The 19,663-nt window shown below is 45.4% G+C and carries 17 protein-coding genes and 2 pseudogenes; 5 read left to right on the top strand and 14 right to left on the bottom strand.

Going from position 1 to position 19,663, the window contains the following annotated elements:
• Positions 1–281: 281 nt before the first annotated feature.
• The 5 genes from ACRRSX_RS00945 to ACRRSX_RS00925 all read right to left on the bottom strand — a co-directional run bounded on the left by ACRRSX_RS00945 (position 282) and on the right by ACRRSX_RS00925 (position 9,306).
• Positions 282–917, bottom strand: a complete 636-nt coding sequence (locus ACRRSX_RS00945) for an outer membrane beta-barrel protein (protein ID WP_432455076.1) — start codon at positions 915–917, stop codon at positions 282–284.
• Positions 918–941: 24 nt separating this feature from the next.
• Positions 942–5,294, bottom strand: a complete 4,353-nt coding sequence (locus tag ACRRSX_RS00940; protein ID WP_432455077.1) for a thrombospondin type 3 repeat-containing protein — start codon at positions 5,292–5,294, stop codon at positions 942–944.
• A gap of 354 nt (positions 5,295–5,648) precedes the next feature.
• Positions 5,649–6,536 (bottom strand): IS982 family transposase, encoded by an 888-nt coding sequence (locus ACRRSX_RS00935; protein ID WP_432455078.1) that lies wholly within the window; start codon positions 6,534–6,536, stop codon positions 5,649–5,651.
• 247 nt (positions 6,537–6,783) lie between these two features.
• Positions 6,784–7,863, bottom strand: a complete 1,080-nt coding sequence (gene alr, locus ACRRSX_RS00930) for an alanine racemase (protein WP_432455079.1) — start codon at positions 7,861–7,863, stop codon at positions 6,784–6,786.
• A gap of 78 nt (positions 7,864–7,941) precedes the next feature.
• The gene (locus ACRRSX_RS00925) at positions 7,942–9,306 is read right to left on the bottom strand and encodes an alanine/glycine:cation symporter family protein (protein ID WP_432455080.1); all 1,365 of its coding nucleotides are present in this window, start codon (positions 9,304–9,306) and stop codon (positions 7,942–7,944) included.
• 816 nt (positions 9,307–10,122) lie between these two features.
• Between ACRRSX_RS00925 and dgcN the strand changes: the two genes are divergently transcribed.
• The 4 genes from dgcN to cspE all read left to right on the top strand — a co-directional run bounded on the left by dgcN (position 10,123) and on the right by cspE (position 13,527).
• The gene (gene dgcN, locus ACRRSX_RS00920) at positions 10,123–11,130 is read left to right on the top strand and encodes an N-acetyltransferase DgcN (protein WP_432455081.1); all 1,008 of its coding nucleotides are present in this window, start codon (positions 10,123–10,125) and stop codon (positions 11,128–11,130) included.
• Positions 11,130–12,104, top strand: coding sequence for an N-acetyl-D-Glu racemase DgcA (dgcA, locus tag ACRRSX_RS00915; protein ID WP_432455082.1), 975 nt, complete (start codon positions 11,130–11,132; stop codon positions 12,102–12,104). Before dgcN ends, dgcA begins: the two co-directional genes overlap by 1 nt.
• A gap of 12 nt (positions 12,105–12,116) precedes the next feature.
• The gene (locus ACRRSX_RS00910) at positions 12,117–12,974 is read left to right on the top strand and encodes a D-amino-acid transaminase (RefSeq protein ID WP_432455083.1); all 858 of its coding nucleotides are present in this window, start codon (positions 12,117–12,119) and stop codon (positions 12,972–12,974) included.
• A 340-nt stretch (positions 12,975–13,314) separates the two neighbouring features.
• Complete coding sequence (cspE, locus tag ACRRSX_RS00905; protein WP_432455084.1) at positions 13,315–13,527, top strand: transcription antiterminator/RNA stability regulator CspE; 213 nt, start codon at positions 13,315–13,317, stop codon at positions 13,525–13,527.
• Positions 13,528–14,197: 670 nt separating this feature from the next.
• Here cspE and ACRRSX_RS00900 read toward each other — a convergent pair.
• Positions 14,198–14,433: pseudogene (locus tag ACRRSX_RS00900) on the bottom strand (hypothetical protein); the annotation flags it as partial.
• Between the two features lie 50 nt (positions 14,434–14,483).
• Here ACRRSX_RS00900 and ACRRSX_RS00895 point away from each other — a divergent pair.
• Positions 14,484–14,702: pseudogene (locus ACRRSX_RS00895) on the top strand (IS256 family transposase); the annotation flags it as partial.
• Positions 14,703–14,812: 110 nt separating this feature from the next.
• Here the strand turns inward: ACRRSX_RS00895 and ACRRSX_RS00890 are convergent.
• The 8 genes from ACRRSX_RS00890 to ACRRSX_RS00855 form a co-directional block, all read right to left on the bottom strand.
• Entirely contained in the window at positions 14,813–15,307 is a 495-nt protein-coding gene (locus ACRRSX_RS00890; protein ID WP_432455085.1) for a hypothetical protein, read from the bottom strand.
• Positions 15,300–15,815 carry a DUF5675 family protein gene (locus tag ACRRSX_RS00885; RefSeq protein ID WP_432455086.1) on the bottom strand — a complete coding sequence of 172 codons (516 nt, stop codon included), beginning with the start codon at positions 15,813–15,815 and terminating at the stop codon, positions 15,300–15,302. Before ACRRSX_RS00885 ends, ACRRSX_RS00890 begins: the two co-directional genes overlap by 8 nt.
• 83 nt (positions 15,816–15,898) lie before the next feature.
• Positions 15,899–16,024, bottom strand: coding sequence for a hypothetical protein (locus ACRRSX_RS00880; RefSeq protein ID WP_432455087.1), 126 nt, complete (start codon positions 16,022–16,024; stop codon positions 15,899–15,901).
• Between the two features lie 118 nt (positions 16,025–16,142).
• Positions 16,143–16,529 (bottom strand): hypothetical protein, encoded by a 387-nt coding sequence (locus ACRRSX_RS00875; protein WP_432455088.1) that lies wholly within the window; start codon positions 16,527–16,529, stop codon positions 16,143–16,145.
• A gap of 9 nt (positions 16,530–16,538) precedes the next feature.
• The gene (locus tag ACRRSX_RS00870; RefSeq protein WP_432455089.1) at positions 16,539–17,345 is read right to left on the bottom strand and encodes an EndoU domain-containing protein; all 807 of its coding nucleotides are present in this window, start codon (positions 17,343–17,345) and stop codon (positions 16,539–16,541) included.
• A gap of 244 nt (positions 17,346–17,589) precedes the next feature.
• Positions 17,590–18,396, bottom strand: a complete 807-nt coding sequence (locus ACRRSX_RS00865) for a PoNe immunity protein domain-containing protein (protein WP_432455090.1) — start codon at positions 18,394–18,396, stop codon at positions 17,590–17,592.
• Positions 18,393–19,145 carry a PoNe immunity protein domain-containing protein gene (locus ACRRSX_RS00860; protein ID WP_432455091.1) on the bottom strand — a complete coding sequence of 251 codons (753 nt, stop codon included), beginning with the start codon at positions 19,143–19,145 and terminating at the stop codon, positions 18,393–18,395. The genes ACRRSX_RS00865 and ACRRSX_RS00860 overlap by 4 nt, the downstream gene beginning before the upstream one ends.
• Before the next feature lie 8 nt (positions 19,146–19,153).
• Complete coding sequence (locus ACRRSX_RS00855) at positions 19,154–19,471, bottom strand: hypothetical protein (RefSeq protein ID WP_432455092.1); 318 nt, start codon at positions 19,469–19,471, stop codon at positions 19,154–19,156.
• Positions 19,472–19,663: the final 192 nt, after the last annotated feature.

Raw genomic sequence — 19,663 nt, 5'->3', positions numbered from 1 at the left:
TCTCAATCGCTGTCTCTGCGAAGGGAAGCTTTTGTGGGAGCGGCGCGTGACAACGGTGAAAACATCGCGAATGTCTGAAATAACAAGACGAAGGAAGCACTCAAGATAGGCGGTGATCTAGGCGAACAAGAATGAAGCGATCATTAGTTAGATTGGTATTAAAGCAAACAGCAGCTCAACAGTCCCATAAAAAAACCAGACAAGCTTGGCTTGTCTGGTTGATTCACAGAGCTTGGCAAAGCAATTACTCAGCTGAAGCTCACGCGACGCAAGAGAGTCTACTAATGAAAACTTACACTCAAGGAGATCAAATCATTATTGTCGGAACCAAAATAACCGCGGTCCCAACCAATGCCAACGGCCCAACGCCGTGCAACTTTCCATTCAACACCCGCACCAAGCAAGACATCAACGCCACTTGAATGACTGGTATTGATTAAATCATTACTTGCATTCACCTTGGTCTTCCAAAAATAAGGGCCAACCCGACCATAAACCGACATGTTATTCACCACTCGGTAAGATGGCCGCCAAGTTAGCGCGAATCCTCTCGCAGAATGTGGGAAATTGTCATTCAGTGCTGCTTGTAGCTCATCTGGATCCACCATGTCACCACTGATAGTCCCCTGAATGTCACCAAAGTCGACATAACCAAGCTCCACACTATGGTGAGCAGACCATTGATAAGCCAACCAAGCACTCAAACCTAAGCGACTATCATCAAAATCAGACACCTGAACATCTTGCCCTGCTTGACTCAAGCCTCGGTTTATCTCAGACACATCGCTATTACTGAATACCCGCCCTGCTCCAAGGGTTAGTTTCCAAGGACTGCCCTCATCATAACTGGCGGCTTGCACCGAGCCCATCCAAGCGATGATCGCCAAAATACATCCATAGACGAATCGTTTTTTCATTCTCAAAAATATCCTTATCACTGCTTACGAAAAACGACGGCGAACCATCACCAGCACAACCAATAGCAAACCCGCCACGCCACCAAATGAGCCGCCACCAGAAGCACTCACCCCTTCGGTAATTGGCTGACGAGTCGCCATACCACTTGGATCGACAATGCTTCCATTGGCTGTCGCATCATCATCATTGGGACCTCCATCTTCGATCGTTAGCTGTATACACCAATACCCGCTCACCAAGCCAACTTCAAACGCAGGATCTCCAGGGGGGGGACAATAACCTTCTGAGCCTGGGGCTGACGAAATCAGATTGTTAGCATCTTCCACATAAGTACGCCAGCCACCCTCCGGAGACCATTTACGATAAACCGCATTTTCCGGGATCTGAGCACGCTGAGGGATCACCACATTCACCGATTGCCCATGCTCAGGAATATTGTGAACTTCAAAATCAAAGATCCCTCCAACATGTGTAACCACATCACTGTCAAGCGATTGAGTATCACTATACATGTCATTTTCTTCCACTAAGGTGCCTTCACGACCGAGCTGCAGCGCACCTTGACCCAGCCGTAAACTGGTTCCGGGATCTGATTCAAGTAAGTTATAACTGCCTTCCGAAATGAGATGACCGACAACATTAGACGATAAATTTTGATTATCTAAGTAATCATAAATACCGTCTTGGTCTGTATCCTGGTAACCCTCTTCAAAGTCGGACAAACCATCTTGGTCACTATCGACACTATTCGACAAGGCTGGCAGGATCGAAGTGACAGTAAAGCTAGTCTGCACGCTGTCACTTAACGAAGGCGAACCTGAATCCGTCACCACCACCGCGATCGTATAAACACCAGCGGCTAAGTCACTTGGATCAACACTCAAAGTATCGCCCTCAGGTGCTAGTCCCGTTAGGCTGTCGGATAAATCCCACACCATAGTATGAGTATCCGTTGCATTTGCATCACTCACCTGTACTTGAATGCTGACCATGCCTTGATCTTGTGCGATCACTGCCCGTAATTTCTCATTTTGACGGATCGCAAATTTCGCTTCGGGCGCGATATTCTCTTCACTAATTGTCACCAGGTGGGAAGTTCTATTTCCCATATTCAATTCAGCGCTATCACCAAGCAAGCTTAGTTCGATAGTTTCGGCGTCATCGGCAATCGAATCGTTTAAACTATCAAAGCTAATTTGCGCTTGTTTGCCTGATTCAATAACAAAGTTGCCATCCTCTAGCACATAATCCAATCCATTGCTCGCCGTACCAGACACAACATAAGGAATCGTGAGTGGATAAACCGGCGATTCGCCATTTAACACAACGCCTACCGTTACCGAATCCCCTTCAAAAATGGTTTGGTCCTTCGTAAAGTTTATCAAGGGTCTCACATTCACAGTTTGATTAACTTCTGCGATATTACCCGCCGCATCACTGGCGCGATAAGTCAACGTATGTACCCCTGGCTCCAGTAAGGTTTGTCCGGCGACCATCTCAACTGCAATTTCACCATCTAAATGATCGGTGGCTGAAACAGCAGTCAATTCAAGCTGAGTAAATAAGCCTGTGGCATTAAACCAAAGTTCAGGATCAAGCGTTATTACAGGCGCCACGGTATCGCGGAGCGGATCACTGCCCTTGGTAAATTCTTCCAGGTTACTCTCACCGTCACCATCAGAATCTAAAGCAGCATCAGCACTATCGAGAGGATCAAGACCATTAGCAAGCTCCCATTCATCACTCATGCCATCGCCATCGTCATCGGTGTCGGCATTATTACCGGTACCGTCGCCATCAGTATCGACAGATTCCCCAGCATCAAGTGGGAAAGCATCGTCCGCATCTAATACGCCATCACCATCATCGTCGGTATCAGCATTGTTACCCGTGCCATCACCATCGGTATCGACAGACTCCGCAGCGTCAAGTGGGAAAACATCATCAGCATCTAATACGCCATCACCATCGTCGTCGGTGTCGGCATTATTACCGGTACCGTCGCCATCAGTATCGACAGATTCCGCAGCGTCAAGTGGGAAAGCATCATCACCATCTAATACGCCATCCCCATCATCGTCGGTGTCGGCATTGTTACCAATACCATCGCCATCGCTATCGACAGATTCCCCAGCGTCAAGTGGGAAAACATCATCCGCATCTAATACGCCATCGCCATCGTCGTCGGTATCAGCATTGTTACCGATACCATCACCATCGGTATCGACGGATTCCGCTGCGTCAAGAGGGAAGGCATCATCTGCATCTAGCACATTATCATTATCATCATCGGTATCGGCATTGTTGCCGATACCATCACCATCGGTATCGACGGTTTCAGCAGCATCTAAGGGGAAGGCATCGCTGGCATCGGCGACCCCATCACCATCATCATCGGTATCAGCATTGTTACCAATGCCATCGCCATCGGTATCGACGGTTTCGGCAGCATCTAAGGGGAAGGCGTCGGTGCTATCGGCTACGCCATCATTATCATCGTCGGTGTCGGTATTATTACCCATGCCATCACCATCAGTATCGGTAGATTCCCCAGCATCAAGTGGGAAAGCATCGGTGCTATCGGCTACGCCATCACCATCATCATCGGTGTCGGCATTGTTACCGGTGCCGTCACCATCAGTATCAATAATTTCACTACCATCCAATGGAAAGGCATCACCAGTATCGGCAACCCCATCGCCATCATCATCGGTATCGGCATTGTTACCGGTACCATCACCATCAGTATCGACAGATTCCGCAGCATCAAGTGGGAAAGCATCATCAACATCTAACACACCATCGCCATCATCATCGGTATCGGCATTGTTACCGGTACCATCACCATCGGTATCGACTGATTCAGCTGTATCGAGTGGGAAAGCATCATCCGCATCTAACACGCCATCGCCATCGTCGTCGGTGTCAGCATTGTTACCGGTGCCATCGCCATCGGTATCAACAGATTCCGCTGCGTCAAGCGGGAAGGCATCAGTGCTATCGGCTACGCCATCACCATCATCGTCGGTGTCGGCATTGTTACCGATGCCATCGCCATCGGTATCGACAAATTCGGTCGGGTCTTCGGGGAAAGCATCCTCCTCATTAAGGACACCATCGCCATCAATATCTTCATCCGCCACATCCGCTGAGCCATCGCCATCTGAATCGCTGAGAATAGTAAATGTCACCGTGCTAATATCCGAACTGTATTCTGAATTAGAACTATTCCAGGCCTGCCAGGTGAATTGGTCGGTCCCTACAAAATCTTCATCGGGGGCATAGCTAATCAGATTATAATCGGCGCTATTAATCTCTAACGCCTCACTGATCGTGGCTCCATTTAATGTAAGTGCGCCATTTTCTGGCAATGAAGCGATACGAATTTTAGCAACAACATTTCCTTGAGCATCAACAAAGTCTTCATCTTCGAAAGCCACCGGCACATTTTCAACAACGTCTTTCCCCTGAGCCGCGTCATAAATGGTCTGAGCCAAAGCTTGCAGTTCAGATGAATCGCCGGCGGCGTAATACCAAGTAAAGGAGTCCGTCTCGCCGGGCGCAAGATCCTTCATTCGAATATAAAAAGCATAGGAGCCATCTCCGCTGGCTTGGACAGTCGAGATGGCAGGGTTTTGATTAATGACATTAGTAAAAGAGCAACAATTATTCTGCACGAGATAGGCTGCGTCAGACTTTACATAAAACAACACCCCACTAGTGCTGGAGCCATTATTACTTTCAATTTGTAAGCCTTGCGCTTGCTCCGCTGACGTAGAAATTGGCGTGAATACACCATCCACTAAATTACCACGTGTTTTAGTGGGGCTATCATCGGTCCCCACATAATCATCTCGCGTCCCCATCCAGAAACGAAGATTTTCGACGTTGCTAGTCCCCAAATTGCTCAGGCTAACAGTAATCGAAACATAGGGAGAGTCTTGCTCGACGGTAAAGCTCGCCTGATAGCCCAAATTAGCTCCATCCAAGGCGAGCGAGCCATTTGTAGTAAGGGTTCCATAACCCTTCACGCCATCATACAAAGTAAAAGCCGAGCTATCGATGGTCTGATTACTTAAAGTAGGATCTTGAGTAATAGTGCCATTATTATTCCAAATCTCGGAGCCATCCCCGCCAAACCCAATCGCACTACTCAGGGGGTAGCTCGAATAAGTCAATTTGTACCATGTGCTATTCGCATCGTCATAATAAAAAGGTTGTTTTAATACACCAGAAGCAGTGATCGATGTTTCTGTACCAGTGCCAAAACGCAGCTGGCCACTATCGAGGGCATAAGTGTCATTAGCCGCGAAGGCCGGAATAGATAGCCCAAATAATGCTGCTACAGCAATTGAGGATAAACTTGATATGCGCATAAAACTCCCTTTTAACGCCCGACATTGGATCATCCTACTCAATGATGATGGCAATACTTAGTTAAAGCTTTGAAAATATAAATCGAGAGACAACAATAGAATAGATCGATAAAATGCAACCCATCATTAACAAAATATCTGAATTTGATTTATATCATGTTTCTTGAAATAGATTCAAGTATACAATGAGTTGCACGAACTCAAATAGATGAAAAAGGTTGATTCGTCGGTGTAGAAGTAATTTTTCAACAAAAAATAAACAAAAATCTTGGTAGGTTCTATCTGGCCTTCAACTTAAGAATATAAAAATGACTAAAGCGAATGCCTTTTTTACTCCCTTAACCTCAGATCGGTTTAAACCATCGCCATCAACCCTATTTTCTCAGCGCTCGTGATATTTAGCGATGGCTTTTCTGGTTTCAGACTGTATGCGATTAGCCCTCCAAGTAGGTTCAACATAAATCCATGCAGGCTCCGATGGCGGGAATGCTCTATCTGAGAGATGTTTTTCAGTTGGTCATTAATGGTTTCGATAATGAACCTTTTTGACAACATCGCTCTATCCCAAGCGGCAAGTACTTTCGGTTTCATGTTCTTACGGTGGGTCGTAATTAGGGTAATTCCGTCCTCTTTTAAATCTTCGGTAAGTGCTTTACTGATATAGCCTTTGTCTGCATACAGCTTGTCGAAAAGGCCTTTTGATAGTTCCCGAACAGGCTTTCTATCATCGGTATTAGCAGGTGTAAGTTTGGCTGCAACGATATCGCCGAGATGGTTGGTAATGATGTGAAGCTTAAACCCATAGAACCAGCCCATTGTACCTTTACCTCTTGCCGCAGTTCCTTTGAAAACCTTATGCCTTGGAATGCGTAAATTTTGGCAGACCTTAATACTCGTAGAGTCAATAAACTCAATGCCTGTCGGCTCTCCTTTAACATGAGTAAAAAAAGAGCTCAATGGCACGAGCACAGAAGACATTACTTCAAGAAATCGTGTGTAACTGAGTAGTGTGGGAAAATCACTCTTGTAGTGACGGCGTACGATTCCAAGGTAAAAGTTTTTGAAATCACGCTGATGAGACATATGGAAAGCGATAATGATTGTCATGATTTCGCTTTCGGACATTCGACCTTTGCGGTTTCGCTTACGTTCGCCGCTTTCAAGCTGAAGTTTTTGCCACTGAGGTAGAAAAGCCTTACAAAAGTCATCGACATGACAAAATAAGTCCACTAATTTATGCATAGCTGGTTTCTTTGCGATGGCTCTCTCTTGGTCGAAAGATCTGATCGCAGAACCAGCTTTTAGTTCCCTTCTTTTTATCCCGAGTTCAGGTTCCCTTAGAAAGGCTAGACAAGCTTCACAAAGGTGTCGACAAACCAAACGAGTACCTTCTATATCGATAGTTTTAAGGAAGAGATACGGCGGGAAACAGGGGCAATTATTCTGCCCCTTAATAACAATATAATAGTGTTAGCGGAATACCACTTCGCTAGGTAAACGCCTTACTTTTAACGACTCGCTTAGTCAACTTAATACACAATTCATAGGGGATGGTATCAATGGCTTGAGCCACCGTTTCAATGGGTAATTGACGACCCCAGAACTCGACGCTATCACCCACTTGATCGCCGGCATCAGCGCCCAAATCAACCGTGAGCATGTCCATCGATACCCGACCCACAATGGGGACAATCCGTCCGTTAATATAGACTGGCGTACCTGCGGGTGCCGAACGAGGATAACCATCACCGTAGCCCATGGCGACCACTCCTATCAGCGTATCTTCTGTGGCTCGCCAAATTTCACCGTATCCAATCGGTTCACCTTTGCGGTGATGACGCACCGAAATCAATTTCGACTTCAAACTCATCACTGGTTTTAACTGATGTTGCTGACCAATTTGTTGCTCATTAGGAGCAATACCGTACAACGAGATCCCGGCGCGCACATAGTCATATTGCGCATCGGGCCAATACAGCGCGCCAGCCGAATTCGCAAGGGTTTTGGGCCCAGAATAGTCCTTGGTTAAGTCTTCAAATAAGGCTATTTGCTGGCGGGTGGTAGCTGAATCTAAGTCATCAGCGCAGCTCAAGTGGCTAATAAAACCCAGCTCACCGGCGAGATTAACGCAGCCCTGAAGCTGCTGAACAAAGTCATTAAACTGGGGACGCTCAATCCCCACTCGATGCATGCCTGTATCGAGCTTCACCCACACGTGCAAAGGCCTGAGCAAATGTGCTGCGGTAAACTGTTGTAACTGGAAGTCACTATGGATCACGGTGTGAAATTGGTGCTCGGCAGCGAGCATTAAATCTTCGCTACAAAAACAGCCTTCTAACAGTAGGATCGGCGTGATAATACCTGCTGCGCGCAGTTCCAGCGCTTCTTCAATTCTCGCCACGGCAAACATATCAGCACTAGGCAAGGCTTTGGCGACATTCACCGAACCGTGGCCGTAAGCATCACCTTTAATCACTGCAACCAACTGCTGCTTGGGACAAAGCCGCTTCAAAACCTGATAATTGTGCTGTAAAGCCTGTAGATCGATCACAGCTTCTGCAGTGAGCATCCTTCCTCCTTCACTAGAAAATTAAAGATGGCACCTTGCCAAGGTCGAAGCTTGGCAAGGCTGATTCACACAATAAAATTATGACTCGGTAACCCCATTAGGCGCTTGCTGCTGACTAAAGTAGCGCTTGGTTAACTTAAAGACCACCGGACTTAACACCGCTAAGGCAACTAAGTTAGGAATAGCCATCATTGCATTCAGGGTATCACCCAGCAACCAAACAAAGTCTAACTCCATAATTGCGCCGACCGGCAAAGCCACAATGAACAATAAACGAAACGGTAGAACGGCCTTAGGACCAAACAGGTATTCAGCACAACGCTCGCCATAAACAGACCAACCAACGATCGTGGTAAAAGCAAATACAGCAAGGCTAATAGCAACCAAGTAACCGCCCCAGCCAGGTAAAATTTGCTCAAAGGCGGCAGAGGTCAACGCAGCCCCCGAGGCACCTTCGGTCCAAGCGCCTGAAATCACAATCACCAGACCGGTAATGCTACAAATAACCAAGGTATCAAGGAAAGTTCCTAACATGGCAATCAAGCCTTGGCGAACAGGTTCATCAGTTTGAGCACTCGCATGGGCAATCGGCGCAGAACCGAGACCGGCTTCGTTAGAGAACACCCCGCGCGCCACCCCAAAACGGATCGCCATCCAGACTGTTGCACCAGCAAAACCACCTTGAGCCGAAGCCGGCGTGAAGGCATGTTCTAGAATCGTCATAATCGCTGGACCAATTTCTCCAAGGTTCATCAGCAAAATGATAAGGCCACAAACGATATAGGCAACCGCCATCACTGGCACCAAGGCACCAGCAAACTTACCCACTCGTTTTAAGCCCCCAAGGATAACCCCGCCCGCCAGTACCATAATGATTAAGCCAACCATTAACGGCGAAAATGAGAAGTTAGACTCTAGCACCTGGGCAATCGAGTTTGACTGCACCGCGTTGCCAATCCCAAAACATGCCACCGCGCCAAATACCGCAAACAAGGTGCCCAGCCAGGCCCATTTCTTGCCCATGCCATTTTTGATGTAATACATTGGGCCGCCAACATAGCTGCCATTTTCATCTTTTTCACGGTAGTTAACCGCCAATACGGCTTCGGCGTATTTGGTGGCCATCCCTAATAAAGCAGTCATCCACATCCAGAATAATGCTCCCGGACCACCAATAAAGACCGCTGTCGCAACCCCCGCGATATTACCCGTACCAACAGTGGCTGACATCGCCGTCATCAATGCCTGAAAAGGCGGGATTTCACCTTTACCACTTGCTCCTCGGCCATCCCACATCAGTTTAAAAGCCGGGCCAATATTGAGGATCGGCATAAACTTCAAGCCTACGGTGAGAAATATCCCGACGCCCAAAATTAACACCAACATTGGTACACCCCAAACGATGCCATTGAGCTGGCCAATCAGCCCAGAGATAAAGTCCATTTATTTGTTCTCCATAATTATATTTAATAAAACGATTTAGATTAGTCACAGCAAGTAGTAGACCAATCTACCAAATACCATCCATAACGGCGTGTTATGAGTAGCTTAGCGACGACCAACACTAACAAATGTTAAATAGTCATAACATGGACACAGCTTGTTACTCACTAGAATAATTCGCCATATTACAAGCCAAAAGCAAGAATAAAACGCTATTTATAAATGCTCTATTTAAACCTCTTTTATCGACAAAAGGCAGATAGAAACATACTGATACATTTTATTAACATTTGACATAGTAGTGTAAATCAATTCGAAAAAATAGCTAAATAGCACCAAATATGTGCAACATCACAGAACAAAGCCCCATTTGGGTGCAATAAATAACCGCAGTTCCTCATTCACATTCGATGTACCTACATGAGACGAAATAAAAAGTCAGATGGGATGAATAAAAATATCAGACAGAGGCGCAGAGCATCCATCTACTGAGGAACTTAAGATCAATATTATATAAATCCAAGTTTCCATCATTGCTGATGAAATATTCTGGAACGCAAAATTTTTAAGACATTAATCCCCACCAAAAACAAAAGTAACAGCATTTCCTAAATATGATAAGGCTATCAAAAATACCCTAGTTCTGTCATCTGCCAACAGATCCTCTCATTTTGAGTAAAGTGTTTTTGACCATAAGAAGCACTACATGCGAAATTTTGTCATGTTTCTTGCAGAGAGTTTTTATCAACATTCAAGATCAATGACGCTGCTGATGCCTAAATAGTGACTCACCAGCAACACGTTTACGGAGTATTAATGATGGAACTGAAAAAACCTTATCTATTGTTTCTTGGCGACGCAGCCGATCAACTTGCAGCCAAAGTAGCCCAAGGCATTAAAACCTGGCATCCCGAGTATTGTGTGGGTCAATTTCGCCTCCCTTCTTGTAATGCGGATTGCGGCTTAGAGGACCTCTCGATTGCGGCAGCTGCAACTGCAGGAGCAAAAACTTTGGTCATTGGTGTCGCTAATCGCGGTGGCATCATCTCCGATGAATGGGTTAGTGTATTAATTGAAGCACTAGAATCAGGTCTTGATATCGCGGCGGGTCTACATAACAAACTCAGCGACATCCCAGAACTCGTTGCATGTGCCGAGAAGCATGGTCGCCAATTATTCGATGTTCGCTACCCAAGCCAAGCCTACCCAGTCGCCAGTGGTAAAAAACGCGCCGGAAAACGTCTACTCACGGTAGGTACCGATTGTTCAGTCGGTAAAATGTATACTTCATTAGCTATCGAAAAAGAAGCTCAAAAGCAGGGTTTTAATGCCGACTTTAGAGCCACCGGACAAACCGGAATATTAATCTGTGGTGAAGGCGTGAGCGCCGACTGCGTGGTGGCCGATTTTATTGCCGGAGCCATTGAAACGATTGCACCAGCCAATAGCGCTGACCACTGGGATATCATCGAAGGTCAAGGTTCTTTATTTCACCCTTCTTTTGCCGGCGTAACCACAGGTCTCATTCACGGCTCACAAGCTGACGCACTGGTATTATGTCATGAGCCAACCCGCACCCACATGCGTGGCGTCCCCGACTATTCACTACCTGATATCGAAACTTGTATGCAGGCCAACTTAGCAACTGCCAGCCTCACCAATAAAAACGTACAATTTGTTGGTATTTCAGTGAACACTTCTCAGCTAGAAGAAAAAGAAGCTCTAGATTATATGGCGCAACTTGAATCAAACATTGGCTTGCCAGTCGTTGATCCATTCCGTCAAGGTGTAGGCCGTATTGTTGAAAAATTAGCGGAGCTATAATGAAAGTTCGTTTCTCTACAAAAAGTTGGCCAATTCGCGGAACTTTCACCATCTCTCGCGGCAGTAAAACCGAAGCAGAAACGGTTATTGTCGAGCTGGAAGACCAAGGAAAAATTGGCCGTGGCGAATGTGTTCCTTACGCCCACTACCAAGAATCTATCGACAGTGTACTCGCTCAGCTTGAAGGGATTTTGCCACGCTTACGTGAAGGTCTGTCGCGCCAAGAGCTACAACTGTTATTACCTTCCGGCGCTGCGCGTAATGCCGTAGACTGCGCCTTGTGGGATTTAGAATGTAAGCAGGAAGGTATTTCCATTTGGCAAAAAGTGTCAGCCACGCCAGCGGCTCTCACCACCGCCTACACCTTATCTTTAGATACACCGGAAAAGATGCAGCAAGCCGCGACCGAAAATGCGTTTCGCCCCTTGCTTAAGCTGAAGCTCGGTGGAGCTGAAGATTTGCAACGCGTCGCGGCCGTCCGCCAAGGTGCGCCAAACGCCAAGATCATCCTTGACGCTAACGAGGCTTGGACAGTTGAACTCTATAACTCACTGATCCCTGAGCTGATTAAGTTAGATGTAGCGATGATTGAACAGCCTTTTCCAGCGGGTGACGATGAGGCTTTAAGAAGTCTATCGCGACCGATCCCTATCTGCGCCGATGAGTCATGTCACGACCGCGCGAGCCTACCGGGCATTATCGGTAAATATGACATGATCAACATAAAAATTGATAAAACTGGCGGTTTGACCGAAGCACTGGTTTTAAAAGAACTTGCCGAACAAGCCGGTCTACAAATCATGGTGGGTTGTATGCTCTCTAGCTCGCTTAGCATGGCACCAGCTTTTGTAATAGCGCAGGGCTGTGAAATTGTTGACCTCGATGGTCCCCTGCTACTCAGTGAAGACATCGAACACGGCTTTGAATTTAATAATAATGAGATGTTGCCTTTCACAGCACAGCTGTGGGGCTAAGAGGAAATAATCATGCAACGTATCGTGTATGTGAATGGGGAATATGTCCCTGAGTTAGAAGCAAAAGTTTCGGTATTTGACCGTGGATTTTTATTCTCGGATGCGGTTTACGAAGTCACCGCGGTGCTCGATGGCAAGCTCATCGATAATGCCGGCCACTTGGCCCGCTTAGAACGCTCATGCGCTGAGCTCGAACTGACCTTGCCAGTGAGCGGCGAGCAGCTCACCGAGATCCAACGCGAACTGATCAAGCAAAATGGGCTAACAGAAGGTGGCATTTACTTGCAACTTAGCCGTGGTAATGCCGGTGATCGCGACTTTGCTTTTCCAGCAGACACCGCTCCGACCTTGGTATTATTCACCCAATCCCGCCCACTGATCGACTGCCCCAAAGCCGCCAAAGGCATGAAGGTGATTTCCATCCCTGATATTCGTTGGAAACGTCGCGACATAAAAACCGTAGGCTTACTTGCCCCCTGCCTAGCGAAACAAGCTGCGCTAGCAGCTGGTGCTAGCGATGCCTGGTTGATTGAAGACGGTTATGTCACCGAAGGAAGCTCAAACAACGCTTATATCGTCACCGAGCAAGGGAAAATCATTACTCGGCCTTTAAGTAACGACATTCTACATGGCATCACTCGCGCTAGCTTATTACAACTCGCCGAAGATGCTCAACTGGAAGTGGAAGAGCGCAACTTCACCATTGAAGAAGCTTATGCAGCGAAAGAAGCCTTTGTGAGTTCGGCAACCACCTTTGTATGGCCGGTGATTGAGATTGACGGCAAAGCGATTGGCGATGGCAAACCAGGTCCTATTGCCCAAAAGCTACGTGAAATATACATTAAAGTCGCACAAGCGGCAGCAATATAAGTCGCTCAAGACAATTCTCAGACCTGATACAAATGTGTATCAGGTCTTCCTTCTCTAGCTGAGCTTCAGCGTAAACACTATAAAAACATGCCCCGACAGGATCCACTGAATTTATATATTTCAAATATGGCTTTACAATACTCGAAACTCAGGTACTATTATCTTGCTCTGCTATACAGAGTTATTAGTGAACCATCAAGTAAATGTAAACCTCAGAATTTCTTCGTTACGGTTGTTATCCTCAGTTTTCCCTTAGCTTTATCGTCACATTCAATAATTCAATTTCAGCGCTCGCATTATCGCGATAACTTTATGAATTTTAAATATTAAGGGACACAATATGTCTAATAAAACAACTGGTTCAGTAAAATGGTTTAACGAAGACAAAGGTTTTGGTTTTATCACTCAAGACAACGGCGGCGCTGACGTATTCGTACATTTTCGCGCAATTGCTTCAGAAGGTTTTAAAACCCTTGCTGAAGGCCAAAAAGTATCATTTGACGTAGAGCAGGGCCAAAAAGGTCCTCAAGCTGCTAACGTAGAAGCAATATAATATATGCTATCAACGTAAATGCTACATTGGCATTTACGTTGGCTCTATTAACGATTAATCCACTATTTATTCTGTAACTTAGATCATCAACGCATTTCCAATAACGACTTCTTGTTAGTGTCATGACCTCCTCTATTTACTTCATAATAAATACATCGATAATTTAAATATCGCATCGTACCGCTTCATTAAATAAAAATTATAAGGACACCTATGTCTCGTTCAACAGGTCGACAACGGTTTTGGTTTCAACAATCACGCCAACAAAATAATAAACCCGCTAAGTAGCATATTTTTTCTCAAACTACATCCTGTTCTAATAACGGCAAACACAAATAGCCGTTGTTAAATCATTGTGAGCATCGATATTGCTCAAACAAACATATAAACCAAGCCTTTACTTATCAAGACCTAAGATAGCTCCCATTTTGAAGAATACGGCGGTGGCGATTGGGCTCGTACACATACCAGATAAATTGGCCTTGGGCGGTGATTTTACGGCTACGGCGACCTTCTTCCCGCGCGCGTTGTAGCGATATTCGGTCAGCCCCTGCTCCGGGCTGTGCTCGGCCACCAGGCGGCCGCCGTCATCATAGTCCCTGCGCCACTGCCTGCTGCGCTTTTCAGCCAGCTTGCCGTTATAATTCGGTTGGGTGTCTAGTTAGGCAGTAGCATAGGCACAAACATCGATGGCAAACACCTGAGTTAACAGAAGAATTCGCTGCTCTACCCACTCTATGCGATGCTCATAGCTCTGCCCAGAGTGAGAGGCTTGCCACAAAGAAATCCACGCCGAACACAGCGGGAGACACAGTGATAGTACGGTGTATCTTGGAGACTGACCTGTGATTGACGTGAACGCGACACAAACAAGCACCCTGTATATTTGGATATGAATATAAGCATTGTTGCTTATGCCTACTTTTACCAATTAGGGTGGGTGTCTAGGTTATCTTCATACCATAGAGGCGGTCCATCGTCAGTTCCGTAAACTGACCAAAACTAAGGGTGGTTTTCCGGATGAAAATAGCTTGCTAAAACTGCTGTACGCTGGGATATTGAATGCTTCTAAGAAATGGACAATACCAATCCAGAACTGGAATATGACATTGTCTCAACTGGCGATCCGCTTTGAAGGGCGTTTGGATGATGCCTTAGCTGACACAGAATTCTGAACGCCCTCTAGAAAACAGACCACGCTCTTCATCCAAAAATATAAAGTGACTCTGATCCCTTTTATTCCCTAGCTGCAAGGCTCCAACACTTTGCCTGAAATAATTTTTTCTTAATCAATTACCCTAATGCTCAGTAATTTTAGTTTGTTAGCTAATTGATCGGCAAAAGGTTTTAGTGAGTGCATTTCGTTATGGCTAATCTGCTCCATCGACTGAATAAGCTCTAATCGAGTTTCTTCTAACGCTTCTTCTTCGCCACCACTAAAATCTGTCAACAACGCGCTTTGTAGCTCTTCCAGCCACTTTTGATACTCTTCAGGATACTCACTCAATATAGAAAGCATAATATTAGGTTGCTTAATCAGTAAACTGGCGATCAACGGGGATACTTCTCCCGAGGTTGCACCGTCACGCTTTAACCAAATTAACCCTAATGTATTCGCTATAGGTACAGTCGTTTTAGAATTGCTAGATTTTATATCTTGCTTAAGTTCAAAATAATTTTTATTTAACCAGTTTAAGTTAATGTCATTGACAGCAGTTGTGGCGAACACCTGTAAAGAAGCAATAAGAAGCCCCAATGCCATTAAACTTTTCTTAATCATTATTTAGGTCCTCTGAATTAGTAATCTCAACTGATGTACTACTGGCTGCTGCAATATACTCAAAAATTTCTTTCATGGCAGTGCGGCTATTTCCAACATTGTACTCACCACTACTAGACTTACCGCTAGTATTTCCGGGCATCAAGCAACCTAAGGTATCCTGATGATAGTTTCCAGCATGTATCAAAATGTTTGTTCTACCCGGCACATTAAGCAACTGATAAACATTCTTATATTTTGGAGAGTTATAAGGTTTTAACTTATAAGAACCAGTATTTATTCGTTGATCAGACCCTTCTTGCTGGGAATCTGGTCCTCCGGGCTCTAGCACGTACCAACTTTTCGCTATCCCATCTATTTTTAAAGAACCCAATGTTGATTTAGTTCCTTGCTTAAGACGTGTAACTTTTATTTTCAAGTTAGCTTTAGCAGAAAGAGCTATTAATTTGTCATTAATTTTTCGATGACTTCGCCCATTCACGTCAATTTTCCCATCGGGACGCACCATACCCACCACTTTCTTTTGAAATACTTTAATCGCCGCAACGGTTTTAGAGTTTTCTGGTTTTGCCTCTAGCTTTCCATCTTCGGCTAACTTTTTAGTCGGGGGGGAATTAAACCTAGCAATTGATTTAAGGCAGCTTGTACTGCTTTTATGTCTTGGGGTGTATTTACGCCACCCAAACCAACAGATTGGGTGATTTGCAACTTAGCCATTGTTACACCTTGTACACAGTTATATTTAAAATTTCGTATGGTTACTTTCGAACTACAACGCTAGCGTTACCTGTGCGCGAAAAAGCTAAAAGCAACTCGGACCCATTTACTATGCAAGCTACAGTTCGATAGTTTTCTGTTCGCTAGTGTTTGGCTTTGCCTCTATAAAAGCCTCCCATGAAACAAGAGCATTTCTAAATTGTTGAAGAGTAAACTCCTCAAAATAGGTCTCATCATGCATTGAGTATATTTTGGCAACGTCTAGAGTAATTAATACTCCCCATGATTCTCTAATCCAGCTAGAAGATACTGTTGTACCACTTAAGACTGAGTCGACTTTCATTATTCCTTCCTTAATCCAAGGAATAGTCTGAAAATAAGGAATACCTCCATCATCCATTAAAAGGCAAGAAAGGAGACTGAACCCATCACTATGAACAGTTTCAGTTTTACAGCTTGGGGAAAGAGTGCTCTCTGCTCCTTCCCATAAATACGTAACTTTCATATTTCGATCCTAATATTTTGGATAGACCGTAGTCTTTGGTATTAACCATCCCTCGACGGTAACACCACTAGGTGTTACACCGCTCCATTTATTTCCAGTAACCACCTTATTTTGGTAAGCAGCATCCATCTCGACTTTAATTCGATCTGCGGACCACGAATCTGGAAACATCGTAGATATACCACCATTACTAGTTTTAGGTAAGAAATCACCAGGACTAGACGGGTCTGGTACTTCTATCTGAGCGGTATATACGCCTCGAGCATTTGGTTGAGATTCAGTTCCTAGTATCACACGTACATTACCTGTCGCTGTCGAATGACCACCAACCACATTTCCATTTGGTTTGACTTCTCCACTCAGAATGTGACCATCGAAATCAATGGGTGCGGTAACATTACCAACATCTCTAGTCGCAATTGCATTTAAATCGACAGACTTATCTGAAACACTATCCACCAACTCAGAGGGCTTACCACGAGACTTCCACTCTTCAATACTCCCATCGCCACCATTCGCCAACCACGTGCGATGTCCCAGCTCATCTTGCTGAGCTTGTTGCTGAATAAAACCGGCTACATCATCTGAACCCGCACCTACTTCAGCCGAATAAAACAGCAGTGCCCATGGTGTTTTGGGTATCAATGACGCCAATAAGGACCTTTCCGCAACAGCATAAACCGCTTGGTTGGCGGCTTGCCGCGTAGCGTATTGTCCTAATACTTGCGAGCCTGTTGATGCTAAGGGCTGAGCAGCCGGAGCCAATAGAGGGAGTCCAGCAACCAAAGGGGCACCATCCTCTTTACACAAACCCAATGGGTCTACCCAGTTAGTCGGGCTTGGAGTGTATTGGTAGAGGTTTAAGCCACCGAGTAGTTCAATCGGGCCTTGCTGGATGTAGCGCCCTTGCTGTGGGCAGTAGTAACGGTGATGGTTATCATGCAGGCCGCTTGCACTGCTTTTATGTCATTAGGTTTATTGACACCACCCAAGCCAAGGGATTAGGTGATTGCTTACTTAGCCTTGTAAATATAAAAATCTATAAATGAAAGTTGAATCATTAGCCTCGAACAACCCCCTTAATTAAGGCGCGGGGAAACATTACATGCTCATTCATGGATGCTTTAGGAGTGTCAAAAAGCGTGACTATTAAAGCCGCTTCAAAGCACCAGTAGCCAACGTAATAGTCGGTGTATTCAAATTCACAGTCACATAAATGCTTATCGAACCAATCTGCATCTTCTAGGCTGTCGTACCACTGCCTTATAAACACATTCAGATGTTCTGCTTGAGCATCGCCTTTACTATTTATGGCATCCAATAGCGCTTGATATGTGCAGGGGTAGTAAAGTGTGGAAGAAATGGGGCGGTCAGTATCCCCTAACTTATGGGCAATACGGTCTAATAGCGCATCGTTACCCCGCTCTGCGATGATGTCTAGAACTTGTTGAATATGCGTTTGCTCTGCCCCCACCGCAACCAACAAGGCTAACCACCATAAAGCGTAAACATAGCGATTAATATTGGCTGAGCCGCAGGCTTCACCTACCCCACCTAAACGCTCAAAGTCTTGGCGATAACATTGGTGTACAGCGGGCAGTTTATCTGCGGTGGCACTTAGCTGCTGGCGATAAGGCAATATCGCCAACACGGATAACTTAAGAGAGGCCATATCGCTACCATAAGAGTAATGCGCGACTGCACGCATGATGGCAAGCTGGAAGAGTTGCTGGGCCACATCGACTTGTTCACTGAGCGAGGTAAAAACCCCTTCATCTAGCGCCTGTTGGGTTTCTGCTAGCGCTTCGTCTAAATCGCTTAACAGCTCGCTAAAATAGGCCTCATCACGGCGTTGGTCTCGAATCACTGCTCACTCCAGTGAACCAAGTCTTTGGGGTAGTATTGATGGTCGATATAGAGGCGGTCATCTATCTCATAAAGCTTAGTAATTAAAGCCGCTTCCCAGCACCAATAACCATCGTAAGCCTCTCCATCCATCAAGTGGTAATCTGGGCTACCCTCTAGCTTGTACCATGCATCTAAGTAAGCCAACATCAGCTTAGGGCGCTCAGCAGGTTCAGCCTCAATCACTTTGAACAGTTTGTTGAAGCGGCGTTTGAACAAGACGCTCTCTGCAACTTCGCGCTCGGTATCGCCCAGCCTAACCGCGATGTTATCAAACAAGGCATCTCGACCTTGGTTTCCAATTAAATCTAAGACCTCTTGGTAGTAGGCTTGCCCCATATCTAAGCAATAGGCAAAACTCAACCATTTCAAAAAAATGTCTGCCAAATAATCTTCGCGAATTTCTTCCCAACCAATACGATCTTTTTGCTCATTTGAAGGCAAGGCATCTGCGAATTGCTTCTGTTTGCGGCGATACTCAATAGCCATTTCTAAGAGATACTCAAACTCACTTAAGTCATCCCCAAGCGAATAGCGTTCTTGCATTAACACAATATGATTTGTCAGTAGGCGGAAAGACAAATTGAGCTTGGTTGAAACACCCAACTCAGCTTGTGATGAAAGCTTTAGAGCTCTTTTTTTAATCGACTCTTGGCTGTAGTCAACTAACTCTTCAAAATATTCTTTGCTTTTATTCGTATCCCTAATCATCTTGTACCTTATAAAATCAATCCTGAACTAACAACTTTAGCGTGCTTATCTAATCGCTTTGCGACGACTGTGCCATCTGCTTTATTGCGGATTAACATTTTTTCAACACTACCATCACCCTCGTCAAGCGCGTCTAGAATCCTATCACGCTCTTTCCTGCTAGTGATGCCTGCATCCCTTAGGCGCTTGTCCGTCACCCAGTCATCACTCATCTGCTTGCCAGTCGTTGTCTTACCCAAGCGCGATTTGCCGTATTTCGCCTCGGTAATCACAAAATCAGGGGGCGGATTGGGGTGTTGGTAAACACCATCGGGACGAGTACTCACGTTCTGATGTCAGAACCATGCGCACTGCGTGTTCACGGACTTCTGGGGAATAGGTAATTCTTTTGCTCATTGGCTAATTCTCTCAAGAAAGTTAGCCTCCGACAAACTAAGGGCGATTCACCCTTTACAACAACTGAAAACGTGCATAATATGCTGATTAATTATAGCCTTTGGGACAAAACGATCACCCAA

The sequence above is a fragment of the Agarivorans sp. QJM3NY_30 genome, from assembly GCF_050870855.2.
In the GTDB taxonomy this organism is placed as follows: Bacteria; Pseudomonadota; Gammaproteobacteria; order Enterobacterales; family Celerinatantimonadaceae; genus Agarivorans.
This window is presented reverse-complemented; position numbering and strand designations above follow the sequence as displayed.

What these genes read in the sequence shown, in the direction of transcription:
- ACRRSX_RS00935 (WP_432455078.1), bottom strand. Translation starts at nt 6,536, where the DNA reads ATGCATAAATTAGTGGACTTATTTTGTCATGTCGATGACTTTTGTAAG.
- ACRRSX_RS00910 (WP_432455083.1), top strand. Translation starts at nt 12,117, where the DNA reads ATGCAACGTATCGTGTATGTGAATGGGGAATATGTCCCTGAGTTAGAA.
- dgcA (WP_432455082.1), top strand. Translation starts at nt 11,130, where the DNA reads ATGAAAGTTCGTTTCTCTACAAAAAGTTGGCCAATTCGCGGAACTTTC.
- ACRRSX_RS00940 (WP_432455077.1), bottom strand. Translation starts at nt 5,294, where the DNA reads ATGCGCATATCAAGTTTATCCTCAATTGCTGTAGCAGCATTATTTGGG.
- ACRRSX_RS00875 (WP_432455088.1), bottom strand. Translation starts at nt 16,529, where the DNA reads ATGAAAGTTACGTATTTATGGGAAGGAGCAGAGAGCACTCTTTCCCCA.
- ACRRSX_RS00925 (WP_432455080.1), bottom strand. Translation starts at nt 9,306, where the DNA reads ATGGACTTTATCTCTGGGCTGATTGGCCAGCTCAATGGCATCGTTTGG.
- dgcN (WP_432455081.1), top strand. Translation starts at nt 10,123, where the DNA reads ATGATGGAACTGAAAAAACCTTATCTATTGTTTCTTGGCGACGCAGCC.
- ACRRSX_RS00880 (WP_432455087.1), bottom strand. Translation starts at nt 16,024, where the DNA reads ATGGCTAAGTTGCAAATCACCCAATCTGTTGGTTTGGGTGGCGTAAAT.
- ACRRSX_RS00885 (WP_432455086.1), bottom strand. Translation starts at nt 15,815, where the DNA reads ATGGTGCGTCCCGATGGGAAAATTGACGTGAATGGGCGAAGTCATCGA.
- ACRRSX_RS00860 (WP_432455091.1), bottom strand. Translation starts at nt 19,145, where the DNA reads ATGATTAGGGATACGAATAAAAGCAAAGAATATTTTGAAGAGTTAGTT.
- ACRRSX_RS00890 (WP_432455085.1), bottom strand. Translation starts at nt 15,307, where the DNA reads ATGATTAAGAAAAGTTTAATGGCATTGGGGCTTCTTATTGCTTCTTTA.
- alr (WP_432455079.1), bottom strand. Translation starts at nt 7,863, where the DNA reads ATGCTCACTGCAGAAGCTGTGATCGATCTACAGGCTTTACAGCACAAT.
- cspE (WP_432455084.1), top strand. Translation starts at nt 13,315, where the DNA reads ATGTCTAATAAAACAACTGGTTCAGTAAAATGGTTTAACGAAGACAAA.
- ACRRSX_RS00945 (WP_432455076.1), bottom strand. Translation starts at nt 917, where the DNA reads ATGAAAAAACGATTCGTCTATGGATGTATTTTGGCGATCATCGCTTGG.